General features: G+C 43.4%; 22 protein-coding genes. 11 read left to right on the top strand and 11 right to left on the bottom strand.

Annotated features, from left to right (window positions below):
• Positions 1-8: 8 nt before the first annotated feature.
• Positions 9-1535, bottom strand: a complete 1527-nt coding sequence (locus tag O4M77_RS02090; RefSeq protein ID WP_005232211.1) for a fumarate hydratase — start codon at positions 1533-1535, stop codon at positions 9-11.
• A gap of 809 nt (positions 1536-2344) precedes the next feature.
• Between O4M77_RS02090 and O4M77_RS02095 the strand changes: the two genes are divergently transcribed.
• The gene (locus tag O4M77_RS02095; protein ID WP_166136309.1) at positions 2345-2584 is read left to right on the top strand and encodes a DUF2171 domain-containing protein; all 240 of its coding nucleotides are present in this window, start codon (positions 2345-2347) and stop codon (positions 2582-2584) included.
• Between the two features lie 307 nt (positions 2585-2891).
• Here the strand turns inward: O4M77_RS02095 and pta are convergent, their stop codons facing one another.
• From pta to O4M77_RS02110, 3 genes are all read right to left on the bottom strand, one after another.
• A complete protein-coding gene (gene pta / locus O4M77_RS02100; RefSeq protein WP_323713752.1) occupies positions 2892-5030 on the bottom strand; it encodes a phosphate acetyltransferase in 2139 nt (712 codons plus the stop codon).
• Positions 5031-5083: 53 nt separating this feature from the next.
• Positions 5084-6307, bottom strand: a complete 1224-nt coding sequence (locus O4M77_RS02105; RefSeq protein WP_166136315.1) for an acetate/propionate family kinase — start codon at positions 6305-6307, stop codon at positions 5084-5086.
• A 406-nt stretch (positions 6308-6713) separates the two neighbouring features.
• Positions 6714-7979 (bottom strand): glutamate-5-semialdehyde dehydrogenase, encoded by a 1266-nt coding sequence (locus O4M77_RS02110; RefSeq protein ID WP_180010888.1) that lies wholly within the window; start codon positions 7977-7979, stop codon positions 6714-6716.
• A gap of 324 nt (positions 7980-8303) precedes the next feature.
• Here O4M77_RS02110 and O4M77_RS02115 point away from each other — a divergent pair, with 324 nt between their 5' ends.
• A complete protein-coding gene (locus O4M77_RS02115) occupies positions 8304-9641 on the top strand; it encodes an alpha/beta fold hydrolase (RefSeq protein ID WP_166136318.1) in 1338 nt (445 codons plus the stop codon).
• Between the two features lie 30 nt (positions 9642-9671).
• On the opposite strand, the gene O4M77_RS02120 is transcribed toward O4M77_RS02115, so the two are convergent.
• Positions 9672-10535: a class I SAM-dependent methyltransferase gene (locus tag O4M77_RS02120; RefSeq protein ID WP_180010887.1), complete on the bottom strand. Its 864-nt coding sequence runs from the start codon at positions 10533-10535 to the stop codon at positions 9672-9674.
• Between the two features lie 123 nt (positions 10536-10658).
• Positions 10659-11681 (bottom strand): beta-N-acetylhexosaminidase, encoded by a 1023-nt coding sequence (gene nagZ, locus O4M77_RS02125; protein ID WP_323713753.1) that lies wholly within the window; start codon positions 11679-11681, stop codon positions 10659-10661.
• Between the two features lie 199 nt (positions 11682-11880).
• On the opposite strand from nagZ, the gene O4M77_RS02130 reads away from it, so the two are divergent.
• The 8 genes from O4M77_RS02130 to O4M77_RS02165 all read left to right on the top strand — a co-directional run bounded on the left by O4M77_RS02130 (position 11881) and on the right by O4M77_RS02165 (position 22710).
• Entirely contained in the window at positions 11881-14070 is a 2190-nt protein-coding gene (locus O4M77_RS02130; protein WP_166136328.1) for a carboxy terminal-processing peptidase, read from the top strand.
• Between the two features lie 426 nt (positions 14071-14496).
• Positions 14497-16554 carry an EAL domain-containing protein gene (locus O4M77_RS02135; protein WP_180010881.1) on the top strand — a complete coding sequence of 686 codons (2058 nt, stop codon included), beginning with the start codon at positions 14497-14499 and terminating at the stop codon, positions 16552-16554.
• 287 nt (positions 16555-16841) lie between these two features.
• Positions 16842-18434: a peptide chain release factor 3 gene (locus O4M77_RS02140; RefSeq protein ID WP_034703223.1), complete on the top strand. Its 1593-nt coding sequence runs from the start codon at positions 16842-16844 to the stop codon at positions 18432-18434.
• 95 nt (positions 18435-18529) lie between these two features.
• Entirely contained in the window at positions 18530-19357 is an 828-nt protein-coding gene (locus O4M77_RS02145; RefSeq protein WP_180031500.1) for a hypothetical protein, read from the top strand.
• Positions 19358-19406: 49 nt separating this feature from the next.
• Positions 19407-20369, top strand: a complete 963-nt coding sequence (locus O4M77_RS02150; RefSeq protein ID WP_180017199.1) for an RsiV family protein — start codon at positions 19407-19409, stop codon at positions 20367-20369.
• The gene (locus tag O4M77_RS02155) at positions 20366-21187 is read left to right on the top strand and encodes a TatD family hydrolase (protein WP_180017238.1); all 822 of its coding nucleotides are present in this window, start codon (positions 20366-20368) and stop codon (positions 21185-21187) included. The genes O4M77_RS02150 and O4M77_RS02155 overlap by 4 nt, the downstream gene beginning before the upstream one ends.
• A gap of 128 nt (positions 21188-21315) precedes the next feature.
• Complete coding sequence (locus tag O4M77_RS02160) at positions 21316-22122, top strand: enoyl-ACP reductase FabI (protein WP_180068656.1); 807 nt, start codon at positions 21316-21318, stop codon at positions 22120-22122.
• Positions 22123-22311: 189 nt separating this feature from the next.
• The gene (locus O4M77_RS02165) at positions 22312-22710 is read left to right on the top strand and encodes a cytochrome b562 (RefSeq protein ID WP_180010873.1); all 399 of its coding nucleotides are present in this window, start codon (positions 22312-22314) and stop codon (positions 22708-22710) included.
• Between the two features lie 51 nt (positions 22711-22761).
• Here the strand turns inward: O4M77_RS02165 and secB are convergent, their stop codons facing one another.
• The 4 genes from secB to rsgA form a co-directional block, all read right to left on the bottom strand.
• On the bottom strand, positions 22762-23220 hold the full coding sequence (gene secB, locus O4M77_RS02170; RefSeq protein ID WP_004782070.1) for a protein-export chaperone SecB: 459 nt from the start codon (positions 23218-23220) through the stop codon (positions 22762-22764).
• A gap of 35 nt (positions 23221-23255) precedes the next feature.
• Entirely contained in the window at positions 23256-23510 is a 255-nt protein-coding gene (gene grxC / locus O4M77_RS02175) for a glutaredoxin 3 (RefSeq protein ID WP_004782071.1), read from the bottom strand.
• 21 nt (positions 23511-23531) lie between these two features.
• A complete protein-coding gene (locus O4M77_RS02180) occupies positions 23532-23939 on the bottom strand; it encodes a rhodanese-like domain-containing protein (RefSeq protein ID WP_005232169.1) in 408 nt (135 codons plus the stop codon).
• A gap of 93 nt (positions 23940-24032) precedes the next feature.
• Entirely contained in the window at positions 24033-25091 is a 1059-nt protein-coding gene (gene rsgA / locus O4M77_RS02185; protein ID WP_179992385.1) for a ribosome small subunit-dependent GTPase A, read from the bottom strand.
• 125 nt (positions 25092-25216) lie between these two features.
• On the opposite strand from rsgA, the gene orn reads away from it, so the two are divergent.
• Positions 25217-25771, top strand: coding sequence for an oligoribonuclease (gene orn / locus O4M77_RS02190; protein ID WP_004782074.1), 555 nt, complete (start codon positions 25217-25219; stop codon positions 25769-25771).
• A gap of 35 nt (positions 25772-25806) precedes the next feature.
• On the opposite strand, the gene O4M77_RS02195 is transcribed toward orn, so the two are convergent.
• A complete protein-coding gene (locus O4M77_RS02195) occupies positions 25807-26055 on the bottom strand; it encodes a hypothetical protein (RefSeq protein WP_159124233.1) in 249 nt (82 codons plus the stop codon).
• Positions 26056-26061 lie beyond the last annotated feature (6 nt).

Genomic DNA, 26061 nt, shown 5'->3' on the forward strand with positions numbered 1-26061 from the left:
AGCTTAAATTAACCCGCAGCAGCGTCAACTACTGGAATTTTGCCAATTTTTGCTTGCCAGATTTTTGGAGCAGTCGCGTGTACAGATGTACCATTTACGTCAACTGCTACAGATACAGGCATATCTTTCACTACAAACTTGTAGATCGCTTCCATGCCCAAATCAGCAAATGCAACCACTTCAGCTTCACGGATTGCTTTAGATACGAGGTATGCAGCACCACCAACCGCCATGAGGTAAGTCGCTTTGTTGTCTTTAATTGCTTCAACAGCAGCAGGACCACGGTCCGCTTTACCGATCATGCCATAAAGACCAGTTGCTTCTAATACCTGACGAGTGAATTTATCCATACGAGTTGCAGTTGTTGGACCTGCAGGACCTACAACTTCGTCACCCACTGGATCAACAGGACCTACGTAGTAGATGAATTTGCCTTTTAGATCAACAGGGAGTTCTTCACCGTTGTTCAGCATGTCTACCATACGTTTGTGTGCAGCATCACGGCCAGTATAGATTGTACCGTTTAGAAGCAGCGTATCACCTGGTTTCCAAGAGTTCATTTCTTCTTGAGTGATGTTGTCTAGGTCAACACGTTTAGAAGATGAAGAATCCCAAGTGACTGATGGGTAGTCTTCAAGGCTTGGTGCTTGAATATGCGCAACGCCTGAACCATCAAGTGTGAAGTGTGCGTGACGGGTTGCAGCACAGTTCGGGATCATGCCGACTGGTTTGCCCGCAGCGTGACAAGGGTAATCTTTGATCTTGATGTCTAGAACAGTGGTTAAACCACCAAGACCTTGAGCACCAATGCCCAATGCGTTTACTTTCTCGAAGATTTCGATACGAAGTTCTTCAAGTTTGTTTTGTGGGCCACGACGAAGCAATTCGTCCATGTTGATCTCTTCCATCAATGCTTCTTTTGCAAGCATCATGGCTTTTTCAGCAGTACCACCAATACCGATACCCAGCATACCAGGAGGACACCAGCCTGCACCCATAGTTGGAACAGTTTTTAATACCCAGTCCACGATTGAGTCAGACGGGTTCAACATTGCCAGTTTAGATTTGTTTTCTGAACCGCCACCCTTAGCAGCAACAGTGATGTCTACTTTGTTACCTGGAACAAGTTTGTGATAGATCACAGCAGGCGTGTTGTCTTTGGTGTTCTTACGGCCAAAAGCAGGGTCAGCCAGTACAGATGCACGAAGTACGTTAGAGTTTTCAAGATAACCTTGACGTACACCTTCGTTGATCGCATCGTCCAGGCTCATGGTTAAATCAAATTTAACGTCCATGCCCACTTCAACAAATACGTTGACGATACCAGTATCCTGGCAGATAGGGCGGTGGCCTTCTGCACACATGCGTGAGTTAATTAAGATTTGCGCGATCGCATCTTTCGCAGCTTTGTTCTCTTCACGGTCGTACGCACGGCTCATCGCTTGGATGAAGTCTTGTGGATGATAGTAAGAAATGAACTGAAGCGCATCTTTAACCGATGTGATCAAGTCATCTTGCTTGATAATAGTTGTCATACAAATATCTCTTGAGCGGGCTGTTAGCTAGCGGGCTAAATTATAAGACAAATGAATCCGGTTGTGGGCGTTTTGCAGGGACATTGGCCAAAAGTTTATAGTTTAAGCAATAAGGAAAATTACTTTGGCTGAAAGATTGGTTAAAAATGACAGGTATTTGTCATATTTACTGTCATATTTCAGCTTAAAATTTATTGGAATATAATTAAATATATTCTAAATATATGATTTTTATTAATTAATTAAAATTATGAAAATTTCATCATTGTCATATAACTGTCATAAAACTTTTACATAATGCGCTTATCAAATGAATGATGAGTTTTCTTTATGACCCTGACTAGTGTATTGATGGTAATTGCTTTTAGTCTTTATATCGCTGCTACTTGGTTCTACGGCCAGAAAGAAGATCAAGCTTAAGCTTTATCTTCTTTTTTACATTTTAAGAGCTAAAAAATTAGCCTATCTTCAAATCTTCAAATCTTCAAATCTTCAAATCTTCAAATCTTCAAATCTTCAAATCTTCAAATCTTCAAATCTTCAAATCTTCAAATCTTCAAATCTTCAAATCTTCAAATCTTCAAATCTTCAAATCTTCAAATCTTCAAATCTTCAAATCTTCAAATTACCTTAATAAAAAAACAATATTTCAATCATCTTGGCCTTGCCACAACACGCCTGTGACACAGTTATTTTTCTTCATTACATTATTAACCCAGAAAAACCCAAAGCCTGAAAACCCTTACACACAGCCAATTTTTTAGGGCTTAGACTGAGGTCTCTCAACTTCTATAAATAGGGCAATTGGAATGAGTAACTTTAATACAAATGACATCAAAGAACATGCTTCAGTAATTGCTTCAGATGGTACTCAAGTTGGTAAAGTGGATCATTTAGAAGGTCAGGACAAGATTAAATTGACAAGAAGTGATGACGAGAATAATGAGCATCATCTGATTCCGGTCAGCTGGGTAAGCGAAGTGAAAGATGACAGCGTGATCTTGAATAAAACAGCAGAAGATGTGCACAAAGAATGGACCACGGTATAAGCATGATCGTTGCCTGACTTGTTCTGGTTTGGCTTAAATAGTCAAACTGGATGCAAGCTTAAATAGGCACTCTGATCTGTTAAAGTGGTAAATGCCAGCCTGTTCGGCTGGCATTTATTTTGTATCATCAATCTTTTTATTTTAGTTTTATTTACTCATAGCGCGGATTACGAAGCTGCATAATTTTTTGAGCTAGACGATCTGTAGATGATAGAACGCCTAATGATTACTGAGAAAACTTATAAATAGATCAATAAAAAAACCACCCGATCTTTTGACCGGATGGTTGTAGAGTAAGTAAAGAAAATTAACTAGCTTGCTGATCTGCCTGAATCGCAGTTAAGGCTATAGTAAATACAATGTCATCGACCAGCGCACCACGTGACAGGTCATTCACCGGCTTGTTCAAGCCTTGCAGCATCGGACCGACACTCACGACATTTGCCGCACGTTGTACCGCTTTATAAGTGGTGTTACCAGTATTTAGATCAGGGAAGATAAACACATTGGCACGACCAGCGACTTGTGAATCTGGTGCTTTCTGACGCCCTACACTTTCAACTGAAGCGGCATCGTATTGCAGTGGACCATCAATCAACAGATCAGGACGACGCTGTTTCGCAATCTCAGTCGCTTTCGCCACTTTTTCTACGTCTGCACCTGTGCCTGAAGTCCCGGTAGAGTAAGAAATCATGGCAATACGTGGATCAATGCCAAAGGCTTTTGCAGAGTCAGCAGACTGAATTGCAATTTCAGCCAGTTGTTCAGCATCCGGATCTGGATTAATCGCACAGTCACCATAAACATAGACCTCATCTGGCAGCAGCATAAAGAACACAGAAGAAACCAGTGAATATTCAGGTGCTGTCTTGATCAACTGGAAAGCAGGACGAACGGTATTGGCAGTCGTATGTACTGCACCAGAAACCAGACCATCCACTTGATCAAGTGCCAGCATCATGGTGCCGAGTACCACAGTATCCTGTAGCTGTTCACGCGCCTGCAATTCATTGATTTTGCCTTTACGCAGTTCAACCATTTTTTCCACATAATTCTCGCGAATCAGGTCTGGATCAATAATTTCAAGATCGTGCGGTAATTCAATATTGCGTGCTTTAGCAACTTCCACCACTTCTTCCGGTTTTGCCAGCAAGATACAGTGCGCAATCCCACGAGATTGACAGATCGCAGCCGCCTGAATGGTACGTGGCTCATCACCTTCCGGAAGCACAATACGTTTTTTCGCAGTAATCGATTTTTGTACCAGTTCATGACGGAATGCAGAAGGAGACAGACGTGGCTTGTAAGAACCATTGATTAGCTGTGCAATCCATTCTTCATTTAAATGACTGGACACAAAACGAGTGACCTGTTCAGCACGTTCAGTATCATCACATGGAATTTCATTGCTTAAATTGGCCAGACTTTGGGCAGTTTCAAAAGTGCTAAGTGGCGTATGCAGAATAGGCAGACCATGTTTAATCGCTGTCTGGCAGAACTCCAGTACAGCCGAATTTGGCTCATAATGTTCAGTCAGTACCAGACCTGCCAATGGAATGCCATTGCTGCTCGCCAAGCTACTTGCCAGCAAGACATCAATACGGTCTGATGCACTAATAATCAGTTCGCCAGCTACAAATTTATGCAATTCATGTTCAATGTTGGACGCAATTAAACTGCTGTGTAAGACACGGCGCTGTTTTGCTTCACCCAAGTTCACCCAGTCTGCTGAAATATGCGCTGCCAGGTCAGAAATACGTGGCACACTTAAAGTATTACTGAATGGAACCAGACCAATGACTGGAAGCTTTTCAGACCCAATATGGGCATGAGTTTTCTGAATAGCTGCTATAAATTTGTTGGTATCACTAATCAGGCGTAAACCAGGATCAATAGTCACCGGGATCTGTGCAGAATCTTCCGGTAGGCCTTTGGTGCGCATAAACAATACGCCAGCCATACGGGTAGAAGAGGATCCACCCAGATAACGTAATTGGCTTTCAACTTTTTCAGCTGCCACTTCAGGCTGGTTGATATCAGCATTGCTGACAATGATGACTTTGGCATCGAGTGCCTGCGCCAATGCCGCATTAAAGCTTGGCGCAAAGGTATCGCGGCTATTTGGTACCAAACCTTCAACAATAATCATGTCGTGATTTTTGGCAATCTCACGATGCAGGCGTACTGCATCTTCAAGCAATTCATCTGTTTCACCCAGATTAAAGCGCTGAATCAGACTTTCATAAGCAATCGGTTCAACGGTTTCACTTTGGGATAAATGACGATAGAGTGCTGTAGTGCGATCTGTTTCCTGACTTTTTTCCTGTGAAAAAGGTTTCACAAAACCTGCTTTTACCCCTTGGCATTCTAAAGCATATACCAAACCTAAACAGGCTGAAGTTAAGCCGACGCCTTCCCCGGTCGGCACCAATAAAATCGTTTTCATAGTAATATCAGTCGCGCAATAATAGAAATTAGGTAAAAGGGAACCGGGCTTGCTTATGCAAGCGCAGCTTCAGGTTCAGACTTTTTTGCAGTGGCTTGCTCCACTTCATTCTCTACCACAGAATGAGTTTCTTTCGCGATTCGGCCTTCTTCATCAGTCGGAACTACCCAGATTTGTGGGCCTGTACCGTTATCGATCCGACCTTCTGTACCGCGTTTCAAACTGCTATTAGCGTCTTTATCCAGGTTGAAACCGAAATGTGGTAAATAAGCCATGGTTTTTTCACGGATATACGCCGAGTTTTCACCAATACCACCGGTAAAGAACAGACCATCAATACGTGGCAGACCACAGCTTAAAGCAGCTAAAGATTTCGCCAGACGGTAGCAGAATACTTCAATCGCAAGAGTCGCATCTTCACTACCTTGTTCTGAGGCTTCAATCAGGGTACGCATGTCATTAGACAGGTTGTCAGACAAACCAAGCAAGCCACTTTCTTTGTTGAGCATCTTGTCAATTTTATATACATCCCAGCCTAGGTTTGCAGCCAGGAAGCTATGCAAACTTGGATCGACATCACCACTACGGGTCCCCATCACCACACCTTCAAGTGGCGTCAGACCCATTGAGGTATCTACACTTTGGCCATTCCATACCGCACAGGTCGAACTACCATTACCGAGATGTGCTGTTAACCAGCCACCTTGCTTAAAGCTACCAGCCAGTTCAGAACCGCGATCGGACACATAAGCATGGCTGGTACCATGGAAACCATAACGACGTACGCCATATTCAGTATAAAGGAATTTAGGCAGCGCATAACGGTAAGCATGTGCCGGCATGGTTTGATGGAAAGCAGTATCAAATACTGCGACTTGTGGCAAGTCTGGGAATAAACGTTTAGTCGCTTCGATCCCGATCAGGTGAGCCGGGTTGTGTAAAGGCGCAAGTGGAGTTGCTTCGCGAATTTTTTCAATAATCTCGTCAGTAATCAGTTCAGCTTTGGTCAGACTGCCACCATGTACCACACGGTGACCGATCGCATCCGGCTTATAGTTTGCCAGACGCTCTAAACCTACTTCTAACGCTTTTTTATGATCTGCAAAAGGAATATGAATATCGACGGGTTCATTACCGACAGTCACACCTTTAATACGGGCATTTTCTGTGCCTAAGTTTTCAGCTAAGCCGTGAATACGGAAATTCTGTTCTTCAAGCAATAGGGCAAACTTGATTGAAGAAGAGCCACAATTAATAACTAATACTGATTTAGACACGATTGTTTACCCGATTCTAATTAAAATTCTCATCCATTTCGTTGACCTGTCTGCTGGCAAAAGCGACACAAGATAGGTCTGTGATCATGTTTTAACATGGGTTTTTTTACTGTCCTAGATAGACTTTAGCCGATTAGACTTAAGCATTATCGACCATAGCGACAATAATAATTAAAATTTATCAGTTCATAGTTTTCATTTATAAATAAAATACTGCTAAAAAATGATCTATTAAACTGTAACTTATATTTCTTAAAAATAATGTTTATTTATTCTACCTTTTAGGTATGGATATGAAGAAATTATATGCAATTTTATAAAGGCTGCATATTTACTTGAACATATCTTTTATTCATCTAATGCATAAAAAATCAGCCTTGCGAACAAGGCTGATTTTATTATCTATTTACTGGCGAATCTGACCATCACCGAAGACTACCCATTTCTGAGAAGTCAGGCCTTCTAGGCCAACCGGGCCGCGGGCATGAATCTTATCCGTCGAAATACCGATTTCCGCCCCTAAGCCATATTCAAAACCATCGGCAAAGCGGGTAGAGGCATTGATCATTACTGAACTCGAATCTACACCAGCTAAAAATTCACGAGCGATGCTGTAATTCTCAGTAATAATTGAATCAGTATGATGCGAGCCATATTTATTGATATGTTCAATGGCTTCCTCAACACCCGATACGATTTTAACTGCCAGAATCGGACCCAGATATTCGGTGTACCAGTCTTCTTCTGTCGCTGCGACTACCTGATTGCCCAAGATACGCTGGGTTTCACGACAACCACGAAGTTCCACCTGTTTTTCCTGATACAGCTCAGCAATTCGAGGCAGGAAATCTTCAGCCACTTTCTCATCAACCAGCAAAGTTTCCATGGCATTACATACGCCATAACGATGGGTTTTGGCATTTAAAGCAATTGGCAGGGCTTTGAGCAGATCAGCCTGTGCTTCGACATAGACATGGCAATTCCCGTCCAGATGTTTAATCACAGGCACACGTGCCTCTTCAGTAATGCGTTCAATTAAGCCTTTACCACCACGCGGTACGATCACATCGACATATTCAGTCAGAGTAATCAGCTGGCCAACTGCAGCACGGTCAGTCGTATTAATCACCTGAACTGATGCTTCAGGTAAACTTGCCACTTTTAAGCCATGCTGGATGGCAGTTGCAATGGCCTGGTTAGATTCCAGAGCTTCTGAACCGCCACGCAGAATAATCGCATTTCCAGATTTTAATGCCAGTGAAGCAGCTTCCAGAGTTACATTCGGACGTGATTCATAAATCATGCCCACTACGCCCAAAGGCACACGCATCTTGCCAAGCTGAATCCCTGTAGGACGGTAAGCCATATCAGTGATTTCACCAATTGGATCTTTCAGGCTGATCACATCTTTCAGGCCCTGTAACATACCTTTAAAGCGTGCGGGGTTGAGTTCTAAGCGATCAAGCAGGGCACTATCCAGATTGTTCTGGTGAGCTTTATTCATATCAATCTGGTTAGCAGCCAGAATAGCAGCTTGACTGTTTTCTAAAGCGGTATAAATTGCTGACAATGCGCTGTTTTTAGTTTGGGTAGACGCACGAGCCAAAATGCGAGAAGCCTGGCGTGCCTGCTGTCCTACCGTTTGCATATATTGTTCAATAGACTCTTGCATAGCGGTTCAATCACTTAGAAATTTCACTTTGATATTAACAGTCTGATGCCGGACAATGAAGCCCATCACTTAAAAATCATAAGCTTTTCACTGTTTCTAAACATTTTGAAATTGTTTTATCTTTAAAAGCAGATAAGTGGTTGTCGAATCAGTTGCTTGTGAAAAGCCGCTCTGTATAGAATGAAATGTAGCGACATAGATGTCATTGATATAATTACTACAGCGCAGGATGCGTGTTCAGGATAATCGGAATAATCCTGAAGCATAAGATCTGTAAATAATGACTTGCACAATAAAAATAAGGCAAGGACGGAGGAAAGGAATATGAATTCCATTATCCAGATGGATGCCCAGGCATTGGACCAACATAGCCATTACGGTTTTTTTGATCTTTATGATAAGCACAGTTTCAAGCAACCAGCACGTACGACATGGATCGATGGCTGGAAAATCGAGTATATGGCCATTGCGCGTCCTGATACTTTGCATATGCGCCCAATGGTGATTATTGGGGGAGCTTTTCAGAACTTTAATTCTTACAAATATTGTGTAGAACAGTTATTTGATGCGGGACCTATTATTTTAATTGATTTACCTTCCATGGGGGCCAACCAGCAAATTACTAACGTTGATACCGGCTTATCTGCAGGAACACTTGAACTGGAAGATCTGGCAGCGATGCTAGGCCAATGGCTGGAGCAGATGCAACTGCCTAAGGTGGCTATTCTGGGAATGTCTTTAGGTTCAGTGGTGGCTTCCTGCCTGGCAGATCAGCGTCCTGAACTGGTAGACCGTATGATTTTGATGGGTGTAATGCAGAAAACCCGCAAAAGCTGGCGCATGCTGCTGGAAGAATCTCTACATTTAATGAAAGAACAGCGCATGGACGAATTTGGCCAAGCGGTGATTCTGTATCTGGTCAATCATGCACGTTTAAAGGAAACCCGCATGTCACCAACAGCAAAACGGCTGTTCTTTAAGCAGATGTCCGAGTTTACAGCGACAGAACAGGACCGCTATGACATCAACTGTAACCGTCTTTTAAGACTGACCAATGTACCGATTCCTCAATGCAAAGTTTTGGTGGCTTGCGGGCAGTATGACAGCTTTACCTTGCCGCATGAAAATGCCAATTTTGCCCTGCAATGTCCAAATATGCAGTATGTGCAGATTGCTTCTGCAGATCATGTGCCTCAGTTACAGCGCCGTAAAGAAACCATGCATCTATTTGCAACTTTCCTGCGTGATGAGCCGGTTGATCAACTCGAAGGTATTATCCCGTTCACCCGTGAACAGATGCAGCAGATCGAACGACGTGGGGAAGAGCGGATTACGGTTCAGGATCCACAGCGTTATTTAAGTCATCGTCATTCTGATCTGGTATTCAAGGCAGAAATTATCGATATGAATTTCTTTGGGGTGTTGCTGGAATTGGAACCTGGATTAACCGATCAGGCAGCCGCATATCCACGTGATCTGGCTTTACATTTGGAAGATGAAGAAGGGGAGTTTAAGATCGAATGTTTAATCTTCGAGCATGATGGCACTCAGTTACGTGCTTTGTTCAAGCATGGCAGTTTTGATGTAGCAGAGCGTTTATTACGTTTTGTCCAGAAAGAGAAAGCAATTCAACAGGCTGAAGTATTCGATGCAGTCATCTAAAACAATAGAATTCATAAAAAAACAGCGTAATTAAACGCTGTTTTTTTTCACCGCATGAATCATCCAGACTAAATCGCCCAAATGTTCATCCTGTTCATAATGAGGACTCTGCTGTCGAGGTTCTGCAAAATAACGTTGTGGCTGTTCGACCTCCACCCGCATAAACCCAGCTTGCTGAAAAAACTGCTGTAGTTCTTGGGGCGATTTAAAATGAAAGGTGAATGCACTGCGTGAGATAAATTTTAGCAGACGACTACAGGCCCAGATAAAGCTTGCCAGTCTGTTTTTGACCGGTTCAGGGTAAATATCACTGAGATAATGCACTTCACTGAAACCTTGACCATATTCGTTAATACCTTTGAGCAAGGTAAACAGCATTTTTTGATCAAAGTAATTGATCAGGCCTTCATTAATAATGACTAAAGGCTGCTGCGGGTCAAAGACTTTAAAAATATTCGCCAGTTCTGCACTAAAAATATCGCCGCTCAATACTTCCGGGGCATCCTGATCAATCTGCTGCAAAGCATTAGTTTTGATCTTGGCCATATCGGGCAGATCCAATTCCCGATAATTAATCCCGGGAAATTTCTGTCTAAAATTCCAGCTGCGTGGGGATAAGCCACTGGCAATTTCCAGTACCTGTAATTGAGGATATTCACTAATTAACTGACCTAAGTGTTCGTCAATCATTTGATGACGCTGTTTCAGGGTGGTGCGCATACTGCCACCTACATGACGCTCAGCCCATGACTCCAATGGATGAACCAGTTTGGCAAGGAATTTACCTTTAGAGGTGGCAAATACCGGATGTGAAATCCCCATTTTGTACCAGATATAGCCAGTATAATGTGCAGTAAAAGAAATATGGCGGTGTTGTGAAAGAGATTCTGTCATGTCGTCCTGACCTTATTGTTGTTTTAATTCAATGCTGCTCATCAATATAGCAGTCTTTTCAACATGATAATAAAAAAGGAACACCTTGTCGTGTTCCTTTGTCGTATTCAGATCATTTAAAAATTACAGAACCTGATCTCTAAACTGGCTGATTTCATCACAGATCTGGCGCCATTCATCTCCAAGATCCAGCTCAGTGCCGATCTGAATCTCTGGAATTTTTCCGCGCATACGTTCCAGACGCTGCTGATTGGGCAGTGGCAGCTCCTGAATGCCCTCAAGCGCAATACATTGTGCTGCGCGATCATTGCAGACCAATCCCATATCACAACCTGCTTTCAATGCTGCCTGAATGCGGGCATCGGCACCGCCAGCCACACAGGCAGCCTGCATGCTTAAATCATCCGAGAACAGTACGCCGTCGAATCCAAGTTCTTGGCGTAACACTTTCTGAATCCAGAATTCTGAGAAACCCGCTGGATTTGGATCTACCTGACTATAGATGACATGGGCAGGCATAAGCGCATCCAGTTGGGATTGTAACTGGATAAAAGTCTGCATATCCTTTTGCTGGATTTCTTCATAGCTGCGCATATCAATGGCAGCGGCCACATGCGAATCGGCCTTAACCGAACCATGTCCCGGGAAATGCTTACCGGTCGAAGCCATGCCAGCACGTTTCATACCTTTCAGAAAAGCACTAGCTAGTGGAATAATATCCTGAATATTTCTGGCAAAGCTACGGTCGCCAATCACATCACTAATATCATTCAGATCCAGTACAGGCGCAAAACTGAAGTCAATTCCGACAGCCAGTACTTCAGTCGCCATCAACCAGCCACATTTCTCGGCCAGTTCCAGCGCTTTTTCACGATCCGTCTGATAAAGCTCACCAAATTTGCCCATGGCAGGCAGCAGGGTAAAGCCCTGTTTCAGGCGCTGTACCCGGCCACCTTCCTGATCCACCGCAATCAGAATATCTGGACGGACCTGACGCATATGATCAGTCAAAGCGCGGACTTGGGCAGGAGATTCAATATTGCGACCGAATAAAATCACACCACCGACTTGTGGTGCACCCAAGAGTTCAATATCTTCTTGAGTAAGGGTAGTGCCTGCGATGTCGAGCATCAATGCGCCAATCATATGTGGAATCCATTTTAGAATTTTCGGGGAAAACAATACCTGAATTCTGCAATGATTTGCTACACTTTGTCAGCACAGAATATGATAAAACTACACGACATAAACATATTAAGTTGTTTAAGATGCTGAATACTTTAAGTTCTGCTCGAAAAGCAACACGGTCAAATTGGTCTTGAGGCCAAGGAAGTACGAATTATTTATGAAATTTCAAACAATAGCTTGTGCAGTTGCGATTGCGACAGGCGGATTATTTTTTACCCATGTGGTGAATGATGCAATTGCAGCTGATGGTAAAGAAGTAGTCAGCAAAGCAGTGCTTCAACCTTCTCAAGAACAGGCATTGGTATCCCGACAACTGGCAACTCTCGTTGATCGCCAACATTATTTGAATATGCGTCTGGATGCTCAGACTTCACAGCGTATCTTTGATTTTTATATTGATAGTCTGGATGCAGATCACAGTCTTTTTCTGGCATCTGAAATAGAAGATTATAAAAAACGCTATGGCGCTACTTTCGGTGCCAATCTGAAAGCCGGCAATTTGTCTGGCCCTTATGAAATTCATGCGCAGTATCGTGAGCGTTTAGCCCAGTTCTATACCTTTATGCTGGAAGAACTGAAAAAACCGCAAAACCTGAATCAGAAGAATGTATATATTGAAACGGATCGCGAAAAAGCGCCATTCTTTAAAACTCAGGCTGAACAACGTGCTCACTGGTCAAAAATGCTGGTTTCTCAGCTGATTAACCTGACGATCAGTAAGGAAGAAGAGCAAGCTAAGCAGAATGCACTCAAAGCCAATCCAGAACTGGCAAATGGCCAGGATCTGACTGGGCCGGAAGATTTAACGCCTGCTCAAACTCTGACTAAGCGTTATACCCGTCAGTTAGAGCGTCTCAGCCGGATCAAGAGTGATGATGTGCTGGACAAAACCCTGAATGCGATGATGCTGACTTATGATCCGCACAGTAATTATTTCCCGCCTGTAGATGCGATGGAGCTGAACCGTCAGACTACATTGCAGCTGGAAGGGATTGGGGTGTCGATTCGTCCGGAACGTGGTAATGAAGATTACACCAAGATTGAAACCATTGTAGAAGGTGGGCCTGCCAGCAAATCAGGACAGGTAAAATCAGGTGACCGTATTGTTGGCGTTGCTCAAGACGGCGAACAGATGGTTGATGTAATCGGCTGGCCGAGCAATGAAATTGTTGGCCTGATTCGTGGTAAGCGCGGCACCAAAGTAACGCTGAAGTTATTAGGCCCGGGTGCGACCATGGGACAGGCGCGTAATGTTAGTCTTGTACGTGATGTGATTCAGGAAGAAGATGCCGGGGTTAGAACCCGTACCGTTGAAATCCAGCGTGATGGTAAAAAATATCAATATGGTGTGATTGAAATTCCATCTTTCTATCTGAACTATCGTGCCCGTCGTGCGGGTACCGACTACCGTTCCGTATCAGAAGATACCAATAAGGCCCTGAAAGAGCTGGCTGCGAAGAATGTTGCCGGTATTATTGTAGACTTGCGCAATAACCCGGGTGGTTCACTTGAAGAAGTGGCACGTATGCTGGGACAGGTGATCAAGTCAGGTCCTGTGGTTCAGATTCGTGATGGTAACGGTAATGTCAGCGTCTTTGAAGATGATGATGGTGGTGCACAAACTTATGCCGGTCCATTGGCAGTAATGGTGAACCTGGCTTCTGCATCTGCAAGTGAAATTTATTCAGCAGCAATTCAGGATTATGAACGTGGCATCGTGATTGGTAGTACCACAACAGGTAAAGGAACTGCGCAGGTTCAGCTGGATAGCTTGGCACATGGTCAGGCAACACTGACTCAGCGTAAGTTCTACCGTGTGACGGGGGGTAGTACCCAAAACAAGGGCGTGATTCCGGATATCAAGCTGGTCGATATCTATAACGAAGAGTTTGGTGAACGTAAGGCTAAAAATGCCCTAGAGTGGGATACGATTCCAACTGCACCATTTAAACGTGAAGGTGTGGTACAAAAATATGTACCGGAACTGGCCAAGTTATCTCAACAGCGTGTCGCTCAGAATCCTCAATTCAAGTATCTGGAACAGCGTACAGCGGCTATGAAAAAAGTCGAAGACCAAAAACGTGTAGTTCTGGATCTGGAACAGCGTAAAGCTGAGTTGCTGGATATCGAGCGTAAAGCTTTAGAAGCTGAAAATGCCCGCCGTGCTGCAACCGGCCTGAAACCTTATCCAAACTGGGAAAGTTATCAGGCATCTCTGGATGCCATGGTTGAAGCCCGGGCGAAAATGAAAGCCAAAGAGCGTCCGGCATTACCGGAAGAAGAAGCTTTTGTGCTGGAAGCCGCACATGTCTTGGCTGACTATGCTCAAGTACAGTCAAAACAGTAACTTTAACATAAAGTAATATAAGTTCTAAAAACAGCCTATTTCGATAGGCTGTTTTTTTGTGCAAATAAAATGCAATATCAATTAAATATAAAGTGCTATGTAACTAAATAAAAAAGAAAAATTTGTGATTTATGTCGAATAAAAAAGCTGGAATATTAAATTTAATCAATTGATAAAATCTCAAAGACTTCTAATATATAAGCTGAATTTTTATTTTATCGATTCAGGGCAATTTTAAACTTCACTCCAGCTACTGAAGAGATAAAAATATTGCAATAAATTTTGTATATAGCTTCAAGTTTGAAGCAGTCGGGATGAACTCTGAAAAGAGTATTTTATTTTTTATAGGGCGTAAATTTAGCGGGGAATCGTGCGAATACAGCTGCGCAATAAAATAAAAATGATCGCCCAGATGGAACATTTTATATGATTCATGCTCATCATGATGTCAGTCTGCTCATTGGATCGATGGCTGTGGCATTTATTGCCTGCTATTTGACGCTTACGCTTGAGCAGATGCTATTTCGTAATGTATCGCTAAGGTTGAAAACCCTTATTTTACTGTTCAGCGGTGGCTTGCTGGGGCTAGCAATCTGGGGAATGCATTATGTCGGCATGACGGCAGCTCATTTTCCTGATGCTTATGATATCGATACTGCACTCACCTTAAGTTCTTATGTGATTGGCTTTGTGGGAGCAACCTTTGCCATCTGGCTCACCACCCGTAAAACTTTGCCTTGTGCCCGTCTGATTCTAGGGGCTGTCCTGATGGGGCTGGGTATGTCAGGAATGCACTATGTGGGCATGCTGGGCCTGAATGTTAAAAATCATGTGACTGCCTATCACCCTTTATTAATGATCTGTTCGATTCTGATTGCGACAAGTGGGGCTGGACTCAGTTTCTGGGTGGCATTCAAATATCGACAGGCAGTGCAAAGTACGATCCGGATGAAGCTCGTGGTCGCAAGTATGCTCACGTTGACCATTGTCGGGATGCATTATACGGGAATGGCGGCACTCAGTTTTTATGAAAATGCCCATCCATTGAGCCAGATCAGTCATTCCCACTATGACTTGCTATTTTCAGTCATCCTGATTAGTTGTCTGGTACTGGTGACTGCATTTGGCGTAGCCATGCTGGAGTTACGCTTTGAATCACGTAACCGTCAGCTGATGCTGGCCAATAAAGAGCTGGCGAATCAGGCGATTCAGGATAATCTCACCAAACTGCCAAACCGTTTATATCTGGTCAAATATGCACAATTGCTGTTTTCTGGCCGGCAGCAAGATGCTCAGCATGAAATCGCTTTTTTATATATTGATTTGGATCGCTTTAAAGCCGTGAATGATGTGTTTGGCCATCATGTTGGGGATCAGCTACTGATTCAGCTGGCTTATCGTATTCATCAAATTCTGGGAGATGATTCCAAACTGCTGCGTATCGGTGGCGATGAATTTCTGCTGGTGCTGGAAAATACTACAGTAGAGCAGGCCTCGAAAATATCAGAAAAGATTCTGGAACTGATTCAGGAAAGTTTCCAGATCAGTGGCAAGACCATCAATATCTCGGGCAGTATCGGGATCGCCATGTATCCGAAGCATGGCCAGAATCTGCAGGATCTGCTGATCAATGCAGATGCCGCCATGTTGACTTCCAAGTATCAGGGACGGAATACCTATTCTGTTTTTAATTTCTCGACCGATCAGCATGAAAGCAAAAGCCAGAGTAAACTGATCAATGATCTGTATAAGGCAGTAGAAGAACAGCAATTTATCTTGGTTTATCAGCCAAAATTTACCCATGATGAGCAGATCTGTGGTGTAGAAGCGCTAATCCGCTGGAAGCACCCATTGCATGGTTTGCTGGGTCCGAATATGTTTATTCCCGGAGCAGAAAAAACCGGTTTGATTATTCCGATGGGCTACTGGGCTCTAGAGCAGGCCTGCAAACAGATTCAGCTCTGGGAAGCTGATCATGCTGATTTTTTCCCAATCGGCGTCAATTTATCTGCGGTTCAGTTTGAGCATAAGCATCTGATCAGCACACTGGAACAACTTCTGAATCAATATGAAATTGATCCTCAACATTTGATGATCGAGATTACCGAATCGACTGCCATGCATCATATTGATTCGAGTATCCGGACTTTGCAGCAGTTGCGTCAAATGGGCATCCAGTTGGCGATTGACGATTTTGGTACCGGGCATTCTAGCTTCCTGTATTTAAAAAACCTGCCTGTCGATGAGCTGAAAATTGACAAGGAATTTATTCAGGGTCTGAGTGCAGGTTCCAAGGAAGAAATGATTCTTGAAAGTATTATTCAGCTGGCCATTAAACTCGGTTTAAAAGTGACAGCTGAAGGAATTGAAACTGTGCAGCAGGCAGAAATTTTAACCCGTTTGGGCTGTCAGCAGATGCAGGGCTATCTGCTGGGTAAACCGATGGATGTCGAGCAACTTGAAGCTAGGGCCTTTGTTTCTTGAACCCGGTAAATCACTATTTAGAATTTTTTATTATTAAACTAATCAATTGTAAATTATAAAATTTATGTGGTTATCGATTTATAATTTCTAGATTGGGTAGTGAATTAAATCCGTTAAATCGACGAGCCAAAAAAATATCAGTTCAACCAGAAAAGAGAATGGGAAACTGCGATTTCTCCAGTTTATAGGGCTGCTTATTGGCTCTAGAAATCTGCTACAATATCGTCAATTTTTCATATTGATCGTATTTGATCTTGAGCACTGCGGTTCTGCAGTAGGTATTTTCCATGAGTTTTAAAGATGAGTTAGCGGCACAGGTCGCTCAGCGACGTACATTCGCCATTATTTCCCACCCCGATGCCGGTAAAACCACCATGACAGAAAAACTGCTGTTATGGGGTCAGGCCATTCAGGTTGCAGGTATGGTGAAAAGCCGTAAATCGGATCGTGCAGCCACTTCTGACTGGATGGAAATGGAAAAAGAGCGTGGGATTTCGATCACCACGTCCGTCATGCAGTTCCCGTTCAAGGACAAGATGATTAACCTGCTCGATACCCCGGGACATGAAGATTTCTCGGAAGATACTTACCGTACCCTCACTGCGGTAGACTCAGCGCTGATGGTGATTGACGGTGCAAAAGGTGTCGAGGAACGTACCATTAAATTGATGGAAGTGTGTCGTATGCGTGACACCCCCATCATTTCTTTCGTCAACAAAATGGACCGTGAAATCCGTGAGCCTTTAGAGCTGCTGGATGAAATTGAAAATGTCCTGAAAATTAAATGTGTGCCGATTACCTGGCCACTCGGTACAGGACGTGACTTTGCAGGTGTCTATAACCTGCTCGAAGAAAAGTTCTATGTCTATAAAGCCGGTTTTGGTTCAGTGATTACTGATATCGAAGTTCGTGATGGCTATGATCATGCAGACTTACGTGAAAAAGTCGGAGAGCTGGCTTGGGCTGCGTTTGAAGAATCGTTGGAACTGGTACAAATGGCGAATGAGCCATTAGATCGTGAAGAATTCCTGGCAGGCCGTCAAACTCCAGTGCTGTTCGGTACTGCTTTGGGGAACTTCGGTGTCGACCATGTTCTGGATACATTTAGCGAATATGCACCGCCTCCAAAAGCGCATCCAACTCAAGACCGTAAAGTAGAGGCGGATGAAGAAGGTTTCACAGGCTTTATCTTCAAGATTCAGGCCAATATGGACCCGAAGCACCGTGACCGTATTGCTTTCATGCGAATCTGTTCAGGTAAGTATGAAAAAGGCATGAAAATGAAGCATGTGCGTATCGATAAAGATATCCGCATTAGTGATGCCTTGACCTTCCTGGCCGGTGACCGTCAGCATCTGGAAGAAGCATGGCCGGGCGATATTATTGGTCTGCATAACCACGGTACCATCCAGATCGGTGATACCTTCACTTCAGGTGAAAAACTGCAATTTACTGGTATTCCGCACTTTGCACCGGAAATGTTCCGCCGTGTCCGTCTGAAAGATCCATTGAAGTCAAAACAGCTGCAAAAAGGTCTGAAAGAGCTGTCTGAAGAAGGTGCAACTCAGGTCTTTATGCCACAAAACAGCAATGACCTGATTGTCGGTGCTGTGGGTGTGTTGCAGTTCGAGGTGGTAGCGTATCGTCTGAAAGAAGAGTACAAGGTGGACTGTATTTATGAGCCAGTGAGCATCAATACAGTACGTTGGGTATCTTGTGAAGATGAGAAAAAATTTAACGAATTCAAGAAAAAAGCCCATGACCAGTTATCTGTAGATGGTGGTGGTCACTTGACTTATCTTGCACCAAGCCGGGTGAATTTACAGCTGATGCAAGAACGTTATCCAGATATCGTATTCCGTAATACACGCGAACACTAAGCCTTCAGGCTTGGAAAATGTTAAACAGCTTCTCCGGAAGCTGTTTTATTTTGTGCTACATTTAAACCACTCATTACTTATATCTCTAAAAAATCATGAAGTTTAGTAAGGAAATCCTGCTCGGTTCAGTCATTGGCTGTAGTTTGTTACTTGGAGCATGTGATAAAAATGAAAAAAAACAGCCAGCGACAGAACAAAAAAAATCTGCAGCAGTCACCCCTGAAGAAAAAGCCAAATTTTTGCCTTACCTGAATATTCAGGAGAAATCGGCCGATATTGCCTTGCCATTTTGTGAGACCAAAAACTGTATTAATCTGGATATTCAGACCTTAAAGACAGCCGATTCCTGGCTAAACCAGTCTATTGAAAAGCAGCAGGCGAAAGTGATTCAGGATCAAATTGGCCTAAAGCAGGATATGAGCCTGCAGCAGGCGGTTAATGCCTATGTAAAAAAATCAGATGCCTGGCAAGCCCAGCTCAAACTGAACAAGGCCTATGAGTTATCGCTGTATACCCGCATTCCTTATCAGCGTAATCAATTTGTGTTAATGCAAATTGGGGTAGACAGCACACAGGAAAATATCCGTGTCAATGAACGCTATTATTTTTTTGTGGCTGACCGGCTGCAGCAAAAAATACTCAGTCCTCTGGATATTATCAATCCTGAACAGCAGTTGCAGATGGACCAAATTGTGCAGCAGGCTTACCAAAAATGGTTAAAGGACAATAATGCGGAAGTCCAGCAGAAAGCTCCAAAAAAACTGTATTGGGGGCAGGCGGACTGGTTCTTTGATCAGGAAGGAATTGGTCTACATTATCGGAGTCAGGAAATTAGCAAAGATGCCAAACAACTGGACATCTATTTAACCAAAGAACAAACACAACAAGTCTTGAAAGTGGATATTTATCAGAATATGTTCTAACAGGTAGGTCCTGCAAGGATAAATGATGATGTTGAATAAAGGTTAATGCATGTCAAATTATAAGAATGTTTTATGTCTGTCAGTATTGGCATCAGCAGTTTTGCTGAGTGCCTGCCAGCCTAAGGAAAGAGAGCCGAAAGAACCTGCTGCACCTGAAGTGGTACAGGCTCAGCCTGAAGTGCTGAAGCTGAGCGGTGATACTGAGAAGCTGAAACTGGCCTTGCCTGAATGTGAAGGAAAAAACTGTCCTGAGATTTCTATTGAGCGATTGAAAAGCAATCAGTCATTTATTGATGAATGGATAGATCAGCAGATTCTGCAGCAGCTACAGGGTATTTTGTCTATTGATGCGATCGAACCGGCGAAAGCATCGGCTGCCAGTGAAGCTGAAGCCGCTGCTTCCGAACCGCAAACTGCATTAGCCAATGTCCAAACTCCGAAACAGCAGCTTGAACAGCAGATTCAGCCGCATATGCAGACTTTCCTGAATCTGGATAAGGAGTTGAAAGCACTCAGTGCCAGCCATAGTATCAGCCTGATGATCAAACCGAGAATTCTGCAGTCTGGTGATCCACTCGCGACTGTGGTCTTAAACAGTACCCATTATCTGGGTGGTGCGCATGGCGCTTCTGCTCAAACCTACTACAATTTTGATCTTGAGCAGAAAAAGCTGATTAAGCTGGACGATATCATTCTGCCTAAACAAAAGGCTCAGCTCGAAGCCAAAGCTTATGAGGCTTTTAAAACCTGGGTGATGGAATCTAAACTGGCCAATGATGTAGCCGAATATGAACAGGCCTGGAAATTCAAACTGACGGATAATTTCTATCTGTCTAAACAGGGACTGGCGCTGCAATATGCTGAATATGAGATTGGTCCTTATGTGGTCGGTTTGCCACGTCTGGTCATTCCTTATGAACAGTTGAATGGCATTTTGAAACCTGAATATCTGCCTCAAACAGAGAACGCTGCTTCAGAAGCCGAGCCTGCAACTCCTGCCAAAGCACGCTGATGGTTTCGTTATTTGATACCCATACCCATTTTGATGTTCCCGATTTTGATCATGATCGGGAACAGCTGGCTTATGCATCCAAAGCAGCAGGGGTGGAGCATCTGGTCTTAATTGGTTTTTTACAGAGCCGGTTTAAGGATTTATTGCAGACGCATCATTTTATTAATGAGTTGGCCAATGCACCACAAAGCCATCTGGCACCCGGCCTGCATCCATTCTATATTGAGCAGCATCAACTAGAGCATTTACAGGATCTGGAGCAGTTATTAAACACAGAGCCTTGTATTGCGATTGGTGAAATTGGCTTGGATACTTTTGATAAGCGGCATAAACAGCCGGAACTTTTTCAGAAACAGAAGGATTTTTTTGCTGCACAGCTGGAACTGGCGCAGCAGTTTGATAAACCTGTGTTACTGCATATCCGTAAATCCCATGCCGATGTTTTACAGATTCTAAAACAGCATCGGTTTAAGCAAGGTGGTATTGCCCATGCCTTTGGTGGCGGGATTGAAGAGGCGAAAGCCTTTATTAAACTGGGCTTTAAGCTTGGAATAACAGGGCAAATTACCAATCCGAATGCCAAAAAACTGCATCAGGTGGTACAGCAGGTAGGACCGGAACATCTGGTACTTGAAACCGATTGTCCGGACATGACGCCCTTATGTTGCCAGCATTCGACAGAACAGCGGACTCGCAATACGCCTGCCAATCTGCCTTATGTTTTGCAAGGCTTGGCCAAGAGTCTGCATATGGATCAGGATGAACTGGCACAGCAGCTCTGGAAAAACACCCATCAGGCTTTACATCTGGCGATCTAAGATAAAACCCTACATCGGTCGGAAAGCGTATTTCAATGTATGATCCAGTGAAAAAAGGTGCATTATGCAATTTCTAAAATGCTTTAGACTTGGCATCATGCATATAAATTATTTTGAGTGAGATTCACATGGCACAAGGACTATTGGCGGGTAAGCGCTTCTTGATCGCAGGTATTGCAAGTAAATTATCAATTGCTTTTGGTATTGCTCAGGCATTACATCGTGAAGGTGCAGAACTCGCTTTTACTTATCCAAATGAAAAGCTGAAAAAACGTGTAGATGATTTTGCTGCACAATTCGGTTCGGAATTGGTTTTTCCTTGTGATGTGGCCGTAGATGCTGAAATTGACAATGCATTTGCAGAACTGGCAAAACACTGGGATGGTCTGGATGGTGTCGTACATTCAATCGGTTTTGCACCAGCACATACCCTAGATGGTGATTTTACTGATGTGACTGACCGTGAAGGTTTCAAGATTGCCCATGATATCAGTGCTTACAGCTTTATCGCGATGGCACGCGCTGCGAAGCCATTACTGACTGCACGCCAAGGCTGCCTGTTAACGCTGACTTACCAAGGTTCTGAACGCGTGATGCCAAACTACAACGTGATGGGTCTGGCGAAAGCCTCTTTAGAAGCAGGTGTACGTTACCTGGCATCTAGCCTGGGTGCAGAAGGTATCCGTGTGAATGCCATCTCAGCTGGTCCAATCCGTACATTGGCAGCATCTGGCATTAAATCATTCCGTAAAATGCTGGATCTGAATGAAAAAGTGGCTCCACTAAAACGCAATGTGACCATTGAAGATGTCGGTAATGCAGCATTGTTCCTGTGCTCACCATGGGCGAACGGGATTACTGGTGAAATCATGTATGTCGATGCTGGTTATAATACAGTGGGCATGAGTGCTGAACTGATGCTGGATGCAGAATAAGTCTCTTTAAGAGATTAATTCTCAGCAGAGAAAAACCCTCAAGTTTTTGAGGGTTTTTTATTTTTAACTCTAATTGTTAATGATGTAAGTCTGATGACAAGTGATACAAGAATTTGGATCAAAATAATTTATCTTTCAGGACTTTCCCACTAAGATGCTTAATATAAAAACAATACAGGACAATTAAGGATGTTTAAAAATTTTTTAATCAGCATGATTTTTGTGATGGGAACTGTGGGGATCACCACGTCGGGCATGGCAGCAGACAATCACTATCATGACAATATGCATGAACTTGACCATCATTTAAAAAATTTCAAATCTGCCAAGGATAGCAAAGAAGCGCGGGCAGCATTGCAAGGCATGCAAAAATCTGTGGAAGTCTGCCAGAAAAATTTACCCTCAGGTCTACAAAAGCTAAAATCCAAAGATGCAAAAATTACGGCTTATCAGGGATTGTTAACTGACTTATTGAAAGAGATTAAACAAGCTGAGCAACTTGTTGCAGCCAATCAGCTAGCCAAAGCACAAACATTGACAGGGAAAATGGATCAGATTAAAAAGCAGGGGCATCAAGCCTTTAAATAAGCCATAAAAAAGACCGCAATTGCGGTCTTTTTTAACTTCAAGATCAAGTGATTAAGCTTGACCTTCAACAGCAGCAGCTTGCGCACGTTGCATGTTCGCTTCAAATTCAGCATCGAAGTTGATTGGAGTAAGCAGCAATTGCGGGAAGCTACCTTTAGTGACCATATCATTCACCGCTTCACGAAGGAACGGGAACAGAATGTTCGGGCAGTAAGCACCAAGAATGTATGGCAGACGCTCTTCTTCAACGCCATCAATCAGGAAAATCCCTGCTTGAGTCACGTCAACGATAAACGCTGTATCACCTTCATTGGTTGCTTGAACCACAACTTTTAAAGCCACTTCAAAATGAGTCGGATCAATTTTTTCTGCAGAAGAAGAAAGGTTGATGTTTAACTCAGGTTGCCATTGCTTGGTAAAAACTTGTGCCCCAGGAACTTCAAAAGAAATATCTTTAGTGTAAATACGCTCTAATGCCAATTGTGGTTGAGCTTGTTGTTCTTCACTCATTCTTTAATCCTTGATATGAGGTAGGTTTTAGTAAATTAAGCCAATAATTCGTCTAGTTTGCCTTCACGCTCTAGGGCATAAAGTTGATCAAAACCGCCGATAAATTGTTCATTAATAAAAATCTGTGGCACGGTACGATGATTGGTGCGTTGCATCAATTCAAGACGCACTTCAGGGGCTTCATTCGATAAATTAATTTCTTTGAATGCAACACCTTTGCGCTCAAGGAGCTGTTTTGCACGGATACAATACGGACATACTGTCGTCGAATAGATAGTAACTTCAGCCATGATCAATCTCCTGTTCGCAGATTATTTGCTTTTCACCAAAGGTAAACCTTGAGCTTTCCAGTTTGTAATGCCGCCATCCAGACGGTAGGCATCTGCATGACCTACCTGTTGAAGCGCAGAACCTGCAACTTGCCCAAGATTACAAATGAACACCAACGGGCGATCAGATGCTTTTAACTCATCAACGTGTTTTGTAATTTGGCTGTATGGAATGTTACGGCTACCACTGATGTGACCTTCACGGAAGTCTTTGGCATCACGTAAATCAATCAGCATGGCATTTTTTGCTTTAACTAAAATTCCCAGCGATTGCGGAGAGATTTTGCGACCATTACGTTGACCTTCGATGATGAAGAAGACAACCACGAGTACCGCGAGTGTTCCAAACAAGAAGGGGTGATTCCCCATAAACTCGAACCAACGTTCCACAATTCACCTAATTACAATTTTAAAATTGCCAAGAGTATAGCTCATAAATATGGTGATCAAAATCACCGCTTCAAGGGCTAAGCCTTAAGAAAATTAATTTTTTTGCTGCGCTTCGTTAATTTCGCCGATTAAACGTAAATAGCTTTCCAGCCGGCGCGGCAAAATTTCCCCTGTTGATGCTGCCTGACGTAAGGCACACTGCTTTTCATGCTTATGTGTGCAGTTACGGAACTGGCAGTGACCGAGCAAGTTTTCAATTTCCGGAAAACCACTTTGGACTTTATCCAAGGTCAGATGCCAGAGACCAAATTCACGAATCCCTGGTGAGTCGATGAGAGCAGCGCCATCGCCAAAGGAAATCAGACGTGTGGAGGTCGTCGTATGCTGACCCAGTGCCGAGTTTTCAGAAATGACATTAGTTTTCTGTGCAGCATCCGGGACGATCGCATTAATCAGCGTGCTTTTACCTACACCAGACTGACCGACAAACGCTACAGTTTCCTCATTCAGACGAGCGGATAGTTCTGTCAGATCGCCATCGGACTGGGTTTGCATCACTTCATAACCCAAATCTTTATATTCTTTAAGCAGATCCAGAATTGGATCATTTTCCTTAAGCAAATCTGATTTATTCAGAACTAAAAGTGCTGGAATCTCTGCATCTGCGCAAGCCACCAGATAACGGTCAATCAAACCCGGTGCTGGTTCAGGCAATGGCGCGAACACAATCACAATCAGGGAAATATTGGCGGCAACCGGTTTAACCTTGTGGTAACGGTCAGGACGGGTCAGCAAAGAAGTGCGCGGATGAATCGCTGTAATAATGCCGAGTCCGGTATTGGGATCAGCCTGCCATTTGACCCGGTCACCTGTTACCAGCAATTCCAGGTTAGTTCGGGTATGGCAGCGCCAGACACTCCCTAGTTCAATCGGCTTCCAGAATGGCTCAGGTTCACCTTCAGCCACGACCGGTTTTTCAGGATGCTGTTCAGGTACAGACAAGGCCTGGACTTCAAGCTGGCGGCCATAATGCTGCACGACCAGTCCTTCCAGGTCTTGAGAGGTATCGATCTCTTCCTGACGCGTTTTGTGCTGTTTTTGAATACGACGTTGTTGTTGTTCAGTTAAACGACGTTTACGTATTAAAGCCATTCAAATCCTAAAAAAACCATGGGAGCGAGATGGCAAAAATAGCATGAAGCGGGGTGTCAGTTACAGCATCGACGTAATAAATTTGCTACTATAAATGTTTTATAGCCTAATAAGATTGCACATTTATGAGCAGCACCCCGGATAGCCGCCTGATTTGGATTGACCTGGAAATGACAGGTCTGGATACAGATAATGACCAGATTATTGAAGTTGCCACGATTGTAACGGACGATAACCTAAATATTCTTGCCGAAGGGCCCGTGCTAGCTGTGCATCAATCTGACCGTATCCTGAATGCGATGGACGAGTGGAATACTCGCCAGCATGGTCAGTCTGGCCTGATTGAGCGTGTACGCCGCAGTAAATTGACTGCTCAGGATGCAGAACGTGAAACGATTGAATTCCTGAAAAAATGGGTCAATCCAAAAGTATCGCCGATGTGTGGTAACTCGATCTGTCAGGACCGTCGCTTTCTGCACCGTTTAATGCCTGAACTGGAACAGTATTTCCATTACCGTAATCTAGACGTATCTTCAGTAAAAGAGCTGGCAAAACGCTGGCGCCCTGAAATCATGAGTGGTCTGAAGAAAAATGCTTCGCATCTAGCGATGGATGATATCCGTGATTCGATTGCTGAACTGAAATATTATCGTGAATATTTCTTCATTATGAATAAATAATCCGAGCAAATAAAAAAGAGGCGAAAGCTTCTTTTTTATTGCTTGGCAGAAAGTTTCTTGTGATAAAAGTTTTCACTGCTTTCAAACAGTACCCAGGTCAGAAGCACCAGAGCAAGATGGGTTTGGGTTTCATATTGATCCAAGATAATCAAAGCAAATAATCCCAAAGTCAGGATACGGATCATGATACTGAGATAATAATTTTTCTGCTTTTTAAAGGTTAAACCGTAAAGATAGAGCAGGAACAGGAAAACCATCAGGGCAAAAAGGGCGTTAAATAGCATGCTGAT

This window comes from Acinetobacter sp. YWS30-1 (genome assembly GCF_033558715.1).
Taxonomy (GTDB): Bacteria; Pseudomonadota; Gammaproteobacteria; order Pseudomonadales; family Moraxellaceae; genus Acinetobacter.